The sequence below is a fragment of the Pseudomonas sp. NBRC 111131 genome (genome assembly GCF_001320525.1).
In the GTDB taxonomy this organism is placed as follows: domain Bacteria; phylum Pseudomonadota; class Gammaproteobacteria; order Pseudomonadales; family Pseudomonadaceae; genus Aquipseudomonas; species Aquipseudomonas ceruminis.
On record NZ_BCBH01000047.1, the window covers coordinates 17,902 to 34,459 of the forward strand.

Here is a 16,558-nt window from a genome sequence, read left to right on the forward strand (position 1 = left end):
GCGCATGGACGCACGATCATCATTTCATCTTTGCCTCTTGTTTATCGGCCTTGGCAGTGGCGAGATAAGCGAAAAGTAAAAGAGGTTTCATCTTCATGCCCCTCAGTACCCTGATCCAGCGCTCCAGTCTGCCCAGCCCGTCGCTCAGCGAAGCCCAGGCGCACGCCCTGCTGCAGGCGCACTACGACCTTGCCGGCAGCCTGGCCGAGTTGGGCAGCCAGCAGGACCTGAACTTCCGGCTGGACACGGGGCAGGGGCGTTATGTGCTCAAGGTGTGTCACGGCAGTTATGCCCAGGTGGAGCTCGAGGCGCAGCATGCGGCGCTGGCCTACCTGCGCGGGCAAGGGGTGCCGGTGCCGGGGGTGCGCCCGGCACGTGACGGGCAGGCGCTGCTGGCGCTGGAGGTGGACGGGCAGCCGCTGCGTGCGCGCCTGCTCGATTACATCGAAGGCCAGCCGCTGACGCGCCTGAAGCACATGCAACCGCGCCTGATGGCTGAACTGGGTGCGCTGTGCGCGCGGGTCGACAAGGCCCTGGCCGGCTTTGACCACCCAGGCCTGGTGCGCACCCTGCAATGGGACCCGCAGCATGCCCAACCCTTGATCGAACACCTGTTGCCCGTGCTGCAGGCGCCGGAGCAACGCGCGCGTATCGAGCAGGCTACGCGCCTGGCCGCCGCACACCTGGCACCGCTTGCCGGGCAACTGCCGAGCCAGGCCGTACACCTGGACATCACCGACGACAATGCCGTTTGGGCCCGTGACAGCGAGCGCCAGTGGCAACTGCAAGGTGTCATCGATTTCGGTGACCTGTTGCATACCTGGCGGGTCGCCGACCTGTCGGTCACCTGTGCCGCCTTGTTGCACCACGCTCAAGGTGACCCGCTGCGCATCCTGCCGGCAGTACGGGCTTACCAGGCTATCAACCCATTGGAAGAAGCCGAACTGCGTGCCCTCTGGCCGCTGGTGCTGAACCGTGCCGCGGTGCTGGTGCTGAGCAGCGAGCAGCAACTGGCCGTCGACCCGGGCAACCAGTACACCCGCGACAACATCGGCCATGAGTGGGACATTTTCAACACGGCCACCGCCGTGCCGTTCTCTCTGATGGAAGCGGCCATCCTGCAGGCCGCTGGCTTCACCCCGGCCACGCCGGACCTGGCCGGTTGCGCACCGTTGCTGCCGGGCCTGGCCGGGCAGGCGGTCACCAGGGTCGACCTGGGTGTGCTAAGCCCGCACTGCGAGGCGGGCAACTGGGAACAGCCAGGCTTCGACCAGCGCCTGTTGGCAGCCCAGCCCGTGCCTGCGTGCAGCCTGTATGGGCAGTATCGCCTGTCGCAAACCCATATCGACCGCCCTGAAGAACCGGCGACCTGTGCACTGGGTGTCGAACTGCAGGTGCCCAGTGGCAGCGTGGTACAGGCGCCACAAGCCGGCACCTGGCAACGCCACGGCGAGGGCCGCGGCTGTTTGCGCACGGCGCATTGGGCCTTGTGGTTGGGCGGCCTTGAAGATGCCCCGGCCGATGGGCAGGCCCTGGAGCAGGGCCAGGCGCTGGGCCGCAGCGGTGGCTTGCTGAGCGTGCAACTGTGCCTGGACAGTGCGACCCAGCCGCCGTTCTTCGCCACCCCGTCACACGCGCCAGCCTGGCTGGCCCTGTGCCCGTCTCCCGCAGGGCTGCTGGGCTTTGACTGTGACGCCGAGCCCCTGGCAGACCCACAGGCGTTGCTGGCCCGCCGCGACGCCAGCTTCGCTCGCTCGCAGAAGCACTACTATGCACAGCCGCCGCACATCGAACGCGGCTGGCGCAACTACCTGATCGACATGCAGGGCCGGTCCTACCTGGACATGCTCAACAACGTCGCAGTGCTCGGCCATGGCCACCCGCGGATGGCTGCCGAGTCGGCGCGCCAGTGGTCACTGGTCAATACCAACTCGCGCTTCCATTACGCCGCCATCGCCGAATTCTCCGAGCGCCTGCTCGCGCTGGCACCTGCCGGCTTCGATCGGGTGTTCCTGGTCAACAGTGGCACTGAAGCCAACGACCTGGCGATTCGCCTGGCCTGGGCCTATAGCGGCGGGCGCGACTTGCTCAGCGTACTGGAGGCCTACCATGGCTGGTCGGTGGCCACCGATGCCATCTCCACCTCGATCGCCGATAACCCGCAGGCCCTGGAAACCCGGCCAGACTGGGTACACCCGGTCGAAGCGCCAAATACCTTCCGCGGTCGCTTTCGCGGGGAGGACAGTGCTGCCGATTACCTGCGCGACGTGGATGCCAAACTTGTCGACATCGATGCCCGCGGCCGCCAGCTGGCCGGCATGATCTGTGAGCCGGTATATGGCAATGCCGGCGGTATCTCGTTGCCGGCTGGCTACCTGCAGGATGCCTATGCCAAGGTACGTGCCCGTGGCGGCGTGTGTATCGCCGACGAGGTGCAGGTGGGTTACGGCCGCCTGGGCGAGTACTTCTGGGGCTTCGAAGAGCAGGGCGTTGTGCCCGACATCATCACCATGGCCAAGGGCATGGGCAATGGCCAGCCGTTGGGGGCCGTGATCACCCGGCGCGAGATTGCCGAGGCGCTGGAGACGGAGGGCTACTTCTTCTCCTCCGCCGGTGGCAGCCCGGTCAGTTGCCGCATCGGCATGGCCGTGCTGGATGTGATGGAAAAGGAAGGGCTGTGGCAGAACACCCGCGAAACCGGGCGTTACTTCAAGGCGCGGCTGCAGGCGTTGGTCGATAAACATCCACTGGCTGGCGCAGCGCATGGTTCGGGCTTCTACCTTGGGCTGGAGTTGGTGCGTGACCGCCAGACGCTGGAGCCCGCCACTGAAGAAACCACAGTGTTGTGCAACCGCCTGCGTGACTTGGGGATCTTCATGCAGCCCACCGGGGACTACTTGAACATCCTCAAGATCAAGCCTCCAATGTGCACCACACGCGCCAGCGTTGACTATTTTGTGGACAGCGTAGACCGGATTCTGTCCGAAGACCTGTAAGCTATGGAATGCCGCTCAGGCCGATTGATATCGGGTTGAGCGGCATTTTTGCTAAGCATTCAGAATTTTTCCGCTTTTAATACCGATATATATCGGTTATAAATTCGGCATCTCCCCATAGACCATCGGCCCAGGGCCCATGCAGAGGTTAACCATGAAAACCCTCAACTCCACCCCCCGCGCCGACGGTTTCCACATGCCCGCCGAATGGGCGCCGCAGAGCCAGGTCTGGATGGTCTGGCCGGAGCGCTCTGACAACTGGCGCCTGGGTGGCAAGCCTGCCCAGGCCGCCCACGTGACCTTGGCCAAGGCCATCGCCCGTTTCGAGCCGGTCACCGTGGCGGTTTCCGCTGGCCAATACGAAAACGCCCGTCGCCAGCTCGACCTGCCCAATATCCGCGTGGTGGAAATCAGCAATGACGACGCCTGGGTGCGCGACACCGGCCCAACCTTCGTGATCAACGACGCTGGCGAAGTGCGTGGCGTGGACTGGGGCTTCAACGCCTGGGGTGGCTTCGAGGGCGGCCTGTACGCGCCGTGGAACCGTGACGAGGAGCTGGCCGCCAAGGTGCTGGAGATGGAGCGCTGCCAGCGCTATTACACCGAAGGCTTCGTGCTGGAAGGCGGTTCGATCCATGTGGACGGGGAGGGCACCCTGATCACCACCGAAGAATGCCTGCTCAACCATAACCGCAACCCGCACCTGAACCGCGAGCAGATCGAAGACATCCTGCGTGAGCACCTGGCCGTGGAAACCATCGTCTGGCTGCCGGATGGCCTGTACAACGATGAAACCGACGGCCACGTCGACAACTTCTGCTGTTACGTCAGCCCTGGTGAAGTGTTACTGGCCTGGACCGATGATTCCAACGACCCCAACTACGCACGCTGCCATGCAGCGTATGACGTGCTGAAAAACAGCCGTGATGCCAAAGGTCGCGAGTTCGTGGTGCACAAGATGCCAATCCCGGGCCCGCTGTTCGCCACTGAAGAAGAATGTGCGGGTGTCGACCAGGTGGCCGGTAGCCAGGAACGTGACCCGTCGGTACGCCTGGCCGGGTCCTACGTGAACTTCCTGATCGTCAACGGCGGCATCATCGCGCCGAGCTTCGATGACCCGGCAGATGCCCAGGCCAGAGCGATTCTGGCCAAGGTGTTCCCGGACCATGAAGTGGTGATGATCCCTGGCCGTGAACTGTTGCTCGGCGGCGGCAACATCCACTGCCTGACCCAGCAGCAGCCGGCGCCGTTCAAGCGCTGAAGCAAGGTTGCCGGAAGAAGCCCGTCCCAGGACGGGCTTTTTTTTTGCGACACCCGGCAGGTGCGAGTGGCATACGTTTTGTATTGCCTTTCATGGAGTTAAGCCAGGCAGGCGGACGCTCCATTCTGTAACAATCACTACGTAGATTAGCCGCTCACGGGCCTAGGGAGTACGTGTAGACATGAACACAGCAAGTGAGTCGGCTTTGCGCCCATCGGTACTGAATCACCAAGCGCTCAGAACACTGGCGCACTGGTTGAAACAACGGGGAAGCAGTCAGGTCAGGACGACCGACCCACGGCGTTTGCTTGATGGCCGCTACCCCCAAGGCCTGCTAAGCGATGCGGAGCTGGAAGCACTGATGGGTGTATGGCACTGAACAGGGCAGGAGCCCGCACCATGAACAACGCCACCGCGATTGCGGTGGCGTTTTCGTTTGTGCGGGCGGCATTACCCGCCAAGGCCGGCGCAGGCTCTCACGCTTAGAAGCGGTATGTGCCCGTCACCACCAGGCTGCGCGGGTCGCCCGGCTGGATCTGCGCCGCACTGGTCGCCGAGCTGTAGTAGGTCTTGTCGGCAATGTTGCTCAACGCTGCCCGCACATCCCAGTCATGGGTACGGTACCCTGCCAGCGCATCCCAACGGCCATAACCGGGCATGACCGTGGTGTTCTGGTTGTCGGCATAACGCTCACCGACCAGGGTCAGCCCGGTTTCGGCGTACCAGCCAAGTTCCGGCTTCCAGGTGACGAACAGGCTGGCGTTGCGTTTGGCGACGTCGTTGATGCGGTTGCCTTCCAGGCCGTTGTTGTCCTTGACCACGGTGGCATCCTGCACACCGATGCCGCCCCGTACATACCAGTTGCCGACGATGTTGCCGGTGGCGGTCAGCTCGATGCCACGCGAGCGCTGCAGGCCGCTGAGCAGGGTGATTTCCGGGTTGTTCGGGTCACGCGTGCGGCGGTTGTACAGCTCCAGTTCGTAGAGGGCCAAGGTGGTGCTCAGGCGCTCGTCGAACCAGTCGCTTTTGACCCCGATCTCCTTCTGCCGGGTCAGTTCCGGACCGGTGTCGTTGGTGTTGCCGGGGGCGCCCGGGGTGATGCCGATCAGGCCACCGCCCACAGGCGAGAAGGTTTTGCTCCATGATGCATAGAACGAGTGATCGCGCCACGGCGTATAGACCACGCCCAGGCGTGGGCTGGTGGTGTTGCTGTCCTGTTTTTCGGTCAGGTTGCGCACGTTGTTGGTGGTTTGTACTTCGAACTGGTCGAAGCGCACGCCGGCCAGGATCTGCCACTGATCATTGAGGCGGATCTGGTCTTGCAGGTACAGGCCTCGGCTGTCGACCACCGTGTGGTTGTCGCTGGAGACCACCATGCGCCCGTTGTGCTGCAGGTGGCGGTTGGGGTGGTTCAGGCTCAGGCTGGGCACCGGCTGGCCTCCGGCCGACACGGCGGCAGCGGTAGACAGCGTGGGGTCGCGGCGCTGGTTGCCGAACTCAAGGCCCAGCAGCACCTTGTGCTCCACGCCCCAGGTGGCCAGGTCGCCTTCGGCTTCGAGGTTGTTGAACAGGTTGCGGGTGTTCAGGTCTTGCTGCCAGCGCTGCCGCGTAACCGTGTTGTTGCTTGCGTTGTAGCCCGTGGCATAGGTGTTATCGAACTCGCTGTCGAGTTTGAACAGGCCAAGGGTGTGGCGCAGTTGCCAGCTGTCGTTGAGCTGGTAATTGAGCCGCGAGCGCAAGGATTGCGCACGGTCATCGATGTAGTCGCGCTGGGTATCGCCGTAGGTGGTGCCACGGCTGACATCTGCCGGGCGGCCGTTGACGCCAGGGATGCCACGGTCGGGTGTGCGGTTGTAGCGGCTGTACTCGTACTGCACCAGCCAGTTCAGGTCGGGCGAGAGCTGCCAGCTCATGGACGGGGCGAACAGCTGGCGGCTGCCATCGATGCCATCGCGGAAACTGTTGCTGTCCTCGTTGCCCATGTTCAGGCGCAGGCTGAGCGTGTCGCTGGGGTCGGCGCTCAGGTCTGCGTACAGGCTGCGCAGGTCCTGGCTGCCGCCCTGGGCCTCGATGGAGGAGCGGCGGCCATGCTCCGGCGCCTTGCTGACCCGGTTGACAATACCGCCCTGGCTGCCACGGCCATACAGCACTGCTGCCGGGCCCTTGAGCACTTCGACCCGCTCGATGTTGTGCAGGTCGCGAATGTACTGGCTGTCGTCGCGAATACCGTCCAGGTAGAAGTCGTTGCTCGCCTCGAAGCCGCGAATACGCACGCTATCGAAGCGGGTATCGGCGCCGCTGCTGACGTTGGGGATGCCTTCGAGCGCCTTGCCCAGCGAGCTGTTGCCGTAGTCCAGCACGTTGGCGGTCTTCACCGTGTCGATGGCCTGCGGCACATAGCGCACGGGGGTGGAGATGCGTGTGGCAGTGCTGACGTCCTTCACACGCGGGTTGTCTTCTTCGCGCTCACTGTCGGCGGTAACCGCCAGTTCGGGCAGGGTCGTGGTAGCGGCGCTGGCCAGGCTGGCGCTGAACAGCAGCGACAGGCCAAGCGTCAGGGGCGAAAGGCGGCAAGGGGCAAGCATGGGTATCCGGACCGGAGGCAGATGATAAGAAGGTGCGAATGGTAATGCTTGCCATTTACTGCTGCTTGGGTATTTGTAAAGGCTTGTCTTTACATATGTATCACTTTGTAACTAGTGCTTTGGTGCTGCCCGGGGCGAAAAATCGGCTGACTTAAACCGCTTTATCCGACAGGAGACAAATTGCCCGCCGATGGCGCGAACCTGTATGGAAATGCACTATTCCCGACCGTGATTTTGGTTATATCAACCTGCATTTCACGAGTTTTTGACATTTGTAATCGCACACGGCTAGGATTCGGCCAACGCCTGCTGGCCATGACTTGGCCATGCTGCTGCACAAGGCCCGCCACGCGACCCTCGGCGGGCTTTTCAGTTTGGATCCGCATAGCGTCGAACCTACGAAGGGGCGTTGGTTCCTGGCGTCATATTGCAGAGCGTTTTTGATTAAGAAATAAGGAAAACAACATGTTGAAAACCAGGATCAGCCTGGTCGCCTTGGCGATGATCGCCGCGACCCAGGCCCAGGCCAACGAGCAGGCCGACAGCAAGGGCTTCATCGAGGACAGCCACGCAAACGTCCTCCTGCGCAACGCTTACATCAACCGTGACAAGAAACACGGTACCGATGACCAGATCGAATGGGGCCAAGGCGTCATCGCCAACTTCTCCTCCGGTTTCACCCAGGGCACCGTCGGTGTCGGTGTCGACGCATTCGGCCTGTACGCCCTGCGTCTGGACGGCGGCAAGGGCCACAACGGTGGCGGCGGCGTCGACTTCTTCAAGCCACACGAAACCACCAATGCCGACGGCAACGCCAGCTCGCCGCATAACCTGGCCCGTGGCGGCGCAGCCGTGAAATTCCGCATCTCCAACACCGTGCTCAAGTACGGTGACCAGATGCCAGCACTGCCAGTGCTGCAGTACGACGACGCCCGTCTGCTGCCAGAAAGCTTCACCGGTACCCTGATCACCTCCAAAGAGATCCAGGGCCTGGAACTGAACGCCGGCCGCTTCACTCAGGAAGCGCGCAAGAGTGCCGAGCGCCGTGACGGTGGCGGCCTGAAGTCGATCAACGTCTTCGGTGGTAGCTACAAGTTCACCGACAACTTCACCGCTTCGCTGTACACCGCCGACAACGAAGACGTGATGAAGAAGCACTACCTGGGCTTGAACTACGTCTTCCCGATTGCCAGCGACCAGTCCCTGACCCTGGACTTCAACGGCTACAAGTCGGACATCGACAAGAAGTACGTTCAGGAAGCTGGCCTCAACGGCGACTCCAACACCATCTGGAGCCTGGCCGCGACCTATGCCTACGGTGCGCACTCGTTCACCATCGCGCACCAGCGCAGCACCGGCAGCACCGGCTACAACTACGGCTGGTACCAGAACCAGGGCGGCGTGGGTGACGGTGGTTCGACCATCTACCTGGCCAACTCCTACTGGTCCGACTTCAACGCCGAAGACGAGCGCTCCTGGCAGCTGGGCTACGGTCTGGACTTCGGTGCCTACGGTATCCCGGGCCTGACCTACAAGCTGGCCTACGTGGTGGGTGACAACATCAACACCCGCAACATCGCCAACCCACAAGGCTTCGGCGAAGGTAAAGAGCGCGAAATCTTCAACCAGATCCGTTACGTCGTTCAAGACGGCCCGGCCAAGGACCTGTCGATCAAGCTGCGCAGCTCGTTCGTTCGCACCAACAACGCTGTACGCCAGAACGGCTACAACGACGACGGCAACGAAGTCCGCGTATTCGTCGAGTACCCGATCAGCATCTTCTGATACTGATTGGTTGTACCGAGCAGCCCCGGCCTATGCCGGGGCTGTTTCTTTTCTGCGTGCCGGTGCCGCTGGCACCACAGCCATGTCCCCCGTCTGCGGCGCAAAGCTGTCACTGCGCGCCATCCGCCACATCCGCGCATAGAACTCGCTTTCGATCGCGCCACTGAGCAATTCGCCTGGCTTGAGGAATTGGTGCAGGTCGGAGAACAGGCTGATCTCGCTGGTGCTGATGCGCCGCGCCAGGTGCTTGGGCTTGAGCTCCGACGGATGCTCGAGGCCTGCGGCCGCAAGCATTTCGGCCAGGGCGTGCAAAGTGTTGCGGTGGAAGCTGGCCACCCGCTGGGCTTTGTCGGGCACTACCAGCGCACGCTGGCGCAAAGGGTCCTGAGTGGCCACGCCGGTCGGGCACTTGTTGGTGTGGCAGCTCTGCGACTGGATGCAGCCGATGGCGAACATGAAGCCGCGCGCCGAGTTGACCCAGTCGGCACCGATCGCCAGCACGCTGGCGATATCGAAGGCACTGACGATCTTGCCCGCCGCGCCGATGCGGATACTCGAGCGCAGGTTCAGGCCCACCAGGGTGTTGTGCACAAACATCAACCCCTCACGCATGGGGACGCCCATGTTGTCGCTGAACTCGCGCGGCGCCGCGCCGGTGCCGCCTTCCTTGCCATCGACGACGATGAAGTCGGGGGTGATGCCGGTGGCCAGCATGGCTTTGGCGATGCCCATGAATTCCCACGGGTGGCCCAGGCAGAACTTGAAACCCACCGGTTTGCCACCTGACAACTCACGCAGGCTGGCGACAAAGTGCAGCAGCTCCAGCGGCGTGCGGAAGGCGCTGTGGGCCGCAGGGGAAATGCAGTCTTCGCCCACGCGCACGCCACGGGTGGCGGCAATTTCCGCGCTGACCTTGTGCCCCGGCAGGATGCCACCGTGGCCGGGTTTGGCGCCCTGGCTGAGCTTGATCTCGATCATCTTCACCTGTGGGTCGCGCGCCTGATCGGCGAAGCGCTGCGGGTCGAAGCGGCCTTGCTCGTTACGGCAGCCGAAATAACCGCTGCCGATTTCCCAGATCAGGTCGCCGCCGTGCTCGCGGTGATAGGGGCTGATGCTGCCTTCGCCCGTGTCGTGGGCGAAGCGGCCCAGGCGCGCACCCTGGTTCAGCGCCGCGATGGCGTTGGCGCTGAGTGCGCCGAAGCTCATGGCCGAGATGTTGAAGATCGACGCCGAGTAGGGCTGGCGGCACTGCGGCCCGCCGATGGCGATGCGGAATGAAGCAGGGTCCGGGGTGGCCACCGGCAGCATCGAATGGCTGATGAATTCGAAGCCTGGCTTGTAGGCATCGTTGAGCGTGCCGAAGGCTTTCTCGGCGCTCTCGTTCTTGGCCCGGGCGTAGACCAGCGAGCGTTGGGAACGGGAGAAGGGCAGTTTGTCGTCGTCGCCTTCGATCAGGTACTGGCGGATTTCCGGGCGGATGGTTTCGATCAGGTAGCGGATGTTGCCCAGGATCGGATAATTGCGCCGTACTGCATGGTGGCTCTGGCGCAGGTCGTTCAGGCCGACCAGGCTGAGCAGGGCGGTGACCACTGTCAGCGGCCAGAGCCAGGTGTGCGTGGCGAGCAAGGGGAGGCTGGCGAAGGTGAATATCAGGCAGATCGCCAGGCAGGCGTAGCGGCTGGGTAGAGAGTGTTTCATGGGTCCATCGCAGGCAGGATGACCGGGGCAAGCATAGGCAAACTGGCCGTGCGGAAAACCAGGCGAATCGGTAAAACACTATTACCTGATGATAGGTTGTATTGTCGCTCACCCCCCAGAAATCAACACACTCCCTGTGGGAGCGGGCTTGCCCCGCGAACACCGGCGCAGCCGGTGCCGTAACCTGTTTCGCATTACAAGCCCCCTAACCAGGCAACAGAATGCTGACACGCAACCCGCCACCCTCACGGTTCGTCAGCATCAACTCACCCCCATGGCTGGCGGCAATCCGCTGGGCGATGCTCAACCCCAACCCGTAACCCCCCGACCCATGGTTGCGGGACCCTTCACCGCGCACAAAAGGATCAGTGATGGTTGCCAGCAGCCCCGGCGCCACCCCCGGCCCACGGTCGTCTACATGGATGTGCACACCCGTGCCAGCGCGCTCCAGCGTAACGGAAACCTCCCTGGCATAGCGCAGGGCATTGACCAGCAAGTTCTGCAGGCAACGCTGCAGCAACAAGGCATCGACCCGCAAGCTACCGCCCTTGCCCTGCACCGGCAGGGGTTCGTCGGCACTGGCCAGGTCGGCGCACAGCCGTGCTACCAGGCGGTCCACATCCACCTGCTGCAGGTTCTGCTGTTCACCTGCGCGCAGGTAATCCAGCACCTGGCCGATCATGTCATCCATCTGTGTAATGTTCTGCCGCAGCCGCTCGCGGTGCTCGTCATCGGGCAGCCGCTCAAGCCGCAGGCGCATGCGCGTCAACGGCGTGCGCAGGTCGTGGGACACGGCGGCAAGGAAGTAGGCCTTGTCATTGACCATGGCAATCAAGCGCTGCTGCATGGCGTTGAACGCCTGGGCGGCCTGGCGCACCTCTTCTGGGCCGTCCAGTGCCAGTGGCGGCTGTTCCAGGTTGCTGCCCAGGCCACGTGCCGCGTCGGCCAGGCGCCGCAGCGGGCGCAGGCACAGGCGCACGGCAAGCAGGCAGACCAGCAGCACAGCGACGATGCGCAGGGCATACACCCGCAATAGATAATCGCTGATCAACACCCAGGCCGATTCGCCGCTCCAGCCTTGCAGCTCCACGCCGTCGATGGCCAGCCACTGGCCGTTGGCCAAGGGCACGGCGAACTGGATATGCGCCTGCGCCGTGCGCAGCCCGAACAGGCTGCGCCACACAATCGGCTGGCCCAGCTCATCGGTCAGTTGCACCTTGAGCAGGCGCACCGGCTGAGGATGGCCAAGCTCATACGTGAGCGCCTGCTGCAGCAACAGCTCGACGCGGTGTCGGCCTCGGCGTTGGTCCTGCACGGCGGCGGGGACGCTGGCGACACAGCGCAGTTGGTAATGCGCCGGCACCTGCAGGCTGCCGGCTTGGCAATCGGCCTGGGCAATCAACCCGGCCGTGCGTGCGGCAATCAACCTGACCGGCGCTTCCAGTACCTGGGCGAAGCGCACATCGAACCAGATGCTGCTCGATACCAGCTGAATCACCAGCGTGCCGCTGACCATGATCAGCAGCAACTGACCAAACAGCGTGCGCGGCCACAGCCGGCGAAGCCAACGCACCTTAGCCGGCCGCCTCGGCGCGGGCGATGCTCAGCAGGTAGCCTTCGTTGCGGATGGTGAGGATTTGCGCAGCGCTGCCCGGCGCACGGCGCAGCTGCTGGCGCAGCCGGCTGATGCACATGTCCACCGAACGGTCATCGGGATGGTGGTCGCGGCCGAACGCACTGCGCGTCAACTGATCGCGTGAAACCACACGGTTGTTGGCCTCCAGCAACTCACGCAGCACCCGGTAATCGGAGCGGGGCAGGGTAAGCGCCTCGCCATCGGGGCGGGTCAGCAGGCGCTTGACGTGGTCGAGGCTGAAACCGGCGAAGTGGTGGGCTTCGGCCTCAGCTTCCTCGGCCGCTGGGCCCTGACGCTGTGGGCGGCGCAACACCGCCTTGATGCGGGCGATCAGTTCGCGTGGCTCGAACGGCTTGGCCAGGTAGTCATCGGCACCCACCTCCAGGCCGATGATCCGGTCCAGCGTACTGCCCTTGGCCGACAGCATGATCACCGCCAGGCCTGGCGTGGCCTGTAACTGCCGGCACAGGCTCAAGCCATCCTCGCCGGGCAGCATCAAGTCCAGTACCACCAGCTCGACCTTGTGCGCGGCCAACTGCTCGCGCATGCCGTCACCATCGGCCGCCGCCAGGACGGTATAGCCGGCATCGGTAAGGTAATCACAGAGAAGTTCGCGGATCTCGTCGTCATCATCGACAACCAGCAAGGTTGTGCTCATCGGGAAAACACCTGTCAAGGGAGGGCCGGCAGCGCTCATTACGTTCGATTACATCCCCGTACAAGCCGGGCATGGAGCCCAGAGGGCGGATCCCTAGAATCGTAACAAAAAATCATCTGCAAATACGAAGCCTTCCCAAATGAAACCTCAGCGCATGACGATTCACCCGCTTGCCTTCTTTGTTGCATTGGCCGCCAGCGGCACCGCCATGGCCGCCAGCGCCCCCCTGGAGCTGGACGCCACGCAGGTCGAAGACAGCGCCCTGCTGCCTGCCGACGCGGCCGGCCAGCTTGGCTACACGGTACAGAGCACCCGCAGCTCGACCGGCCTCAAGCTGACCCCCCGGCAGACCCCACAGTCGGTTACCAGCATTACCCGCCAGCAGATGGATGACCGCGATATCCATACCATCCAACAGGCATTGGACACTACCCCGGGCGTGAGCACCAACCAGTCCGAGGTGGGCGGGCGTACCGACTTCCGTGCCCGTGGCTACTCGATCAGCAATTGGAAGATCGATGGCCTGCAGTTCCAGGGTGGCTCCGACTTCAACGGGGGCGGCAACGCGTTGAACATGGACCTGTACGACCGCATCGATATCGTCCGCGGGGCCAATGGCCTGCTGGGCGGCACGGGCGACCCCTCGGCCACCGTCAACCTGATCCGCAAGGCCCCGACCAAAACCTTTGGCGGCAGCGCCTACGCCACCTACGGCAGTTGGGACCGGCGCCGCCTGGGCGCCGACCTCAACCTGCCACTGTCCGAAGACGGCCGCCTGCGTTCGCGCTTCGTCATGACCCAGCAGGACGCCAACTCGTTCCGCGACAACCAGTCCGAACGCTCCCGCGCGGCGCTGGCCAACTTCGAATTCGACCTGGACGACGCCACCACCTTGGGCGCCGGTTATCAGTACGAGTACAACAAGGTGGTCGGCGGTGGCTGGGGCGCCAACATCCCCATCTGGTACCGCGACGGCAGCAAGACCGACCTGCCCCGCAGCACCAACCTGGTACCCAGCTGGAGCTTCGGCGAGTACACCACCCGCACCGCCTTCGGCTCGCTGCAGCACCGCTTCGACAACGACTGGACCCTCGACCTGAAAGGCGCCCAGAGCACCGCTGAGGTGCTCAACCATCGCGGCCTGGCCAAGGTCAACTCCGCCGGGCGCGGCAGTTTTGGCGGTTACTGGGACCAGGACGGCAGCGGCGCCGTGCTCAACGGCCTGCACAGCTCAAGCGACACCACCCAGCAGTCAGCGCAGATCGACCTGTCTGGCCCGTTCCAACTGTTTGGCCGCACCCACCAGGCGATGGTCGGCTACAACGACAGCCGCACCGTGGCCTGGTCGCCGGAGTACAGCTGCACCATGACCAGCGACAACCGCATCAGCGCGCCTGCACTCGGTTGCCAGTTCCGCGCCAACAATGGCTTCCCGCTGACCGACTGGCACAACGGTGTGGACAGCGACTACGACATACTCGCCTCCCGCACCGGCCGCCACAGCAAGACCACCACCCGCTTGCAGGGCATGTACGCCGCCACCCGCCTGAGCATCACCGACCCGCTGTCGGTGATCGCCGGCGTGCGCACCACCGACTACTCAGCCACCACCCGCAACGTTGGCGGCGTGCGCAGCACCCAGCAGAACAACGGCATCGTCACCCCTTACCTGGGCGCCGTGTACGACCTCAACGACACCTATTCGCTGTACGCCAGCTACACCGACATCTTCAACCCGCAAACGGCAGAAACCGAGAGCGGCACCAAGGTCGAGCCCATTCGCGGCCAGAGCTACGAAACCGGCATCAAAGGCGAGTGGCTGGAGGGTCGCCTGAATGCATCGGCGGCGTACTTCCGCACCAAGCAGGAAAACAAGGCCGTGCTCGACGACGGCCTGACCACCCCGACCGGTGGCGATGCCTACAAGGCCGGTACCGGCCAGGAAACAGACGGCATCGACCTGGAAATCGCCGGCGCCCTGACCCCGAACTGGAACGTCTATGCGGGCTACACCTACCTGCACTTCCGCCGTGTGGACAGTGACGGGCGTAGCGACCCCTCGCACTTGTTCAAGGCTTCCACTACCTATCGTTTGTCCGGCCCGCTTGATCGCCTGACCTTGGGCGCTGGCGTCAAGGCACAGACCAATATCCGCGCCATCTCCAGCCCGGCGGGGCAGCCTGTGAACGGGGTGAGTGCGGGGTCGACCGATGTGAACTGGTCTGGGTATGCGATATGGAGTGCGATGGCCAAGTATCAGGTTACGGACGATACGTCGGTCAGCCTGAACGTCGATAACCTGTTTGATAAGCACTACTACATCCAGTACGGGTTCTATGCGGGGGCGATTTATGGAGACCCGCGGAACGTGTCGCTGACGGTGAGTACGGCGTTTTGATAAGAGTCTGGGAGGGTTGATGGAACGCCCTCGTCTGGGGGCGTGTTCGGCTTCGGTTAGGCGTACGCTTCGAGCTGATCCGGCGCCTGATGAAGACTCTCGAATATTCATTTGCTGGCGTTTGCGCCACCGGATGACGCTTGAACAGGCTGAAGAAGCACTGGGGTGAGTGGTGCGGCACCAGGAGTCGAAAAAGCGTTTAGCTAATTGATCTGTAATACAAAAATCGCCAGCAAAGGAGACGCCATCTCTTAATCTATCCTAATGAGCTATTCAAACAACCTCGCATCAACGCGTGACAGATAACGATGAGTGGCTTTTTGATGTTCTGGAAGAAAATCGGTGACTCGCAATAGCTAACTTCGACAACAAGTGGTCGTCCAGAAATTTTACAACGGGGACGGCTACACCGTCGCCTATGAGCTTCACTGCATGAGTTTTTATATTTGGAAGTTGGTATTCATCTGGTAAGCCCATTAATCGAGCTGCCTCTCGGCTAGTCATATGCCGGGTTTTTATGCTTTCACCATTCACAAATATAAGCATTTGACGTGACGAACCTCCGTCAGAGGCTCTCAAGCAGCCAGCAACACCGTCGAACCTGACCTCGGTAAATGATCGAGTTTTTCCCTCATGAGGCCGCATTCTACGAAATAATGTCCCCACAGAAGGTATGCCTGATTCAATTGCAGTTCTAATCTTATTACAGTGGGATGGCGACATGGACTCAAGCAGTTTCTGTGTTTGAGATAGCGAGTGCCAATGAGTTGCATCATTTTCTAAAAGCGCAGCCAAAGTCGGTCGGGGCTGAGATGGGATAGGCATTTCCCACCATATATGACGGTCGCGAATAAACGTCGGAAGATTCGCTACCGCTTCGACCAAGTCACTGGGGTGCCAGGTGGGATTAGGAATGTTATTGTATAAAAAATTTGGTATATGCTGATCTTCACGAACAGCGACGATAAAAATTCGAGGCCGACTCTGTGGAAGGAAGTGAATGGCATCGACCAGCACAACACCGAAACTGTAGCCAGCTTTAGCAAAGCTTTCAGCTAGCGTCCTAAAGTCTTCACCTTTCCTTGACTTGAGTAGCCCCCTGACATTTTCTAAAACTATTAACTTAGGATGGGCATAAGTCAGCTGCTTGGTTTGAATTAAATTCCACCAAGTTAGAAATGCTGATGAATAGTTACCAAGCAAACCGTTCCCTAGGCCTGCTGAGCTAAAGTTTTGACAGGGTGTGCTAGCCCATGCCAAATCAAGACTATCAGGAATGAGTTCTGGTGAAACGGCAGCGATATCACCTGGGATCAGATGCTCAGCATCCCAGTTGCTTCGGTAAGAGCTTAATTTGTGCGGATCTAAATCATTAGCGAACACACAGTTCCATTGTGAGCCTAAACCAGCCCTTGCCATTCCTCCGCCCGCGAAAAACTCTGCCCAGTAAGGGCTATTGTTCTTGTTAGGTGTGGGGTAATGCTTCAATGGTTCAGCCTCAATCAAAATGCGGCAGCGATTCTATCACAAAATTGGCAGAC

10 protein-coding genes are annotated in these 16,558 nt (G+C 62.0%); 5 read left to right on the forward strand and 5 right to left on the reverse strand.

All coding sequences use genetic code 11. The features are described from left to right. The first annotated feature begins 95 nt into the window (after positions 1–95). The 3 genes from APH34_RS26185 to APH34_RS29015 all read left to right on the forward strand — a co-directional run bounded on the left by APH34_RS26185 (position 96) and on the right by APH34_RS29015 (position 4,636). Positions 96–2,996, forward strand: coding sequence for an aminotransferase (locus APH34_RS26185; protein ID WP_054903572.1), 2,901 nt, complete (start codon positions 96–98; stop codon positions 2,994–2,996). A 154-nt stretch (positions 2,997–3,150) separates the two neighbouring features. Further along, on the forward strand, positions 3,151–4,257 hold the full coding sequence (aguA, locus tag APH34_RS26190) for an agmatine deiminase (RefSeq protein WP_054903573.1): 1,107 nt from the start codon (positions 3,151–3,153) through the stop codon (positions 4,255–4,257). A 181-nt stretch (positions 4,258–4,438) separates the two neighbouring features. Beyond that, positions 4,439–4,636 carry a hypothetical protein gene (locus APH34_RS29015; protein ID WP_082422894.1) on the forward strand — a complete coding sequence of 66 codons (198 nt, stop codon included), beginning with the start codon at positions 4,439–4,441 and terminating at the stop codon, positions 4,634–4,636. A 103-nt stretch (positions 4,637–4,739) separates the two neighbouring features. Here the strand turns inward: APH34_RS29015 and APH34_RS26195 are convergent, their stop codons facing one another. After that, a complete protein-coding gene (locus tag APH34_RS26195; protein WP_054903574.1) occupies positions 4,740–6,842 on the reverse strand; it encodes a TonB-dependent siderophore receptor in 2,103 nt (700 codons plus the stop codon). A 465-nt stretch (positions 6,843–7,307) separates the two neighbouring features. Here APH34_RS26195 and APH34_RS26200 point away from each other — a divergent pair, with 465 nt between their 5' ends. Then, complete coding sequence (locus tag APH34_RS26200; protein ID WP_054903575.1) at positions 7,308–8,627, forward strand: OprD family porin; 1,320 nt, start codon at positions 7,308–7,310, stop codon at positions 8,625–8,627. A 30-nt stretch (positions 8,628–8,657) separates the two neighbouring features. Here APH34_RS26200 and APH34_RS26205 read toward each other — a convergent pair whose 3' ends face one another. From APH34_RS26205 to APH34_RS26215, 3 genes are all read right to left on the reverse strand, one after another. Further along, a complete protein-coding gene (locus tag APH34_RS26205) occupies positions 8,658–10,325 on the reverse strand; it encodes an FMN-binding glutamate synthase family protein (RefSeq protein ID WP_054903576.1) in 1,668 nt (555 codons plus the stop codon). Between the two features lie 205 nt (positions 10,326–10,530). After that, the gene (locus APH34_RS26210) at positions 10,531–11,898 is read right to left on the reverse strand and encodes an ATP-binding protein (protein ID WP_054903577.1); all 1,368 of its coding nucleotides are present in this window, start codon (positions 11,896–11,898) and stop codon (positions 10,531–10,533) included. Between the two features lies 1 nt (position 11,899). Next, positions 11,900–12,619, reverse strand: a complete 720-nt coding sequence (locus tag APH34_RS26215; RefSeq protein WP_054903578.1) for a response regulator — start codon at positions 12,617–12,619, stop codon at positions 11,900–11,902. A gap of 154 nt (positions 12,620–12,773) precedes the next feature. Here APH34_RS26215 and APH34_RS26220 point away from each other — a divergent pair, with 154 nt between their 5' ends. After that, positions 12,774–15,017, forward strand: a complete 2,244-nt coding sequence (locus APH34_RS26220; RefSeq protein WP_256215956.1) for a TonB-dependent siderophore receptor — start codon at positions 12,774–12,776, stop codon at positions 15,015–15,017. Between the two features lie 288 nt (positions 15,018–15,305). Here the strand turns inward: APH34_RS26220 and APH34_RS29020 are convergent, their stop codons facing one another. Next, entirely contained in the window at positions 15,306–16,505 is a 1,200-nt protein-coding gene (locus APH34_RS29020; protein ID WP_177337054.1) for a DNA cytosine methyltransferase, read from the reverse strand. Between the last annotated feature and the right edge of the window lie 53 nt (positions 16,506–16,558).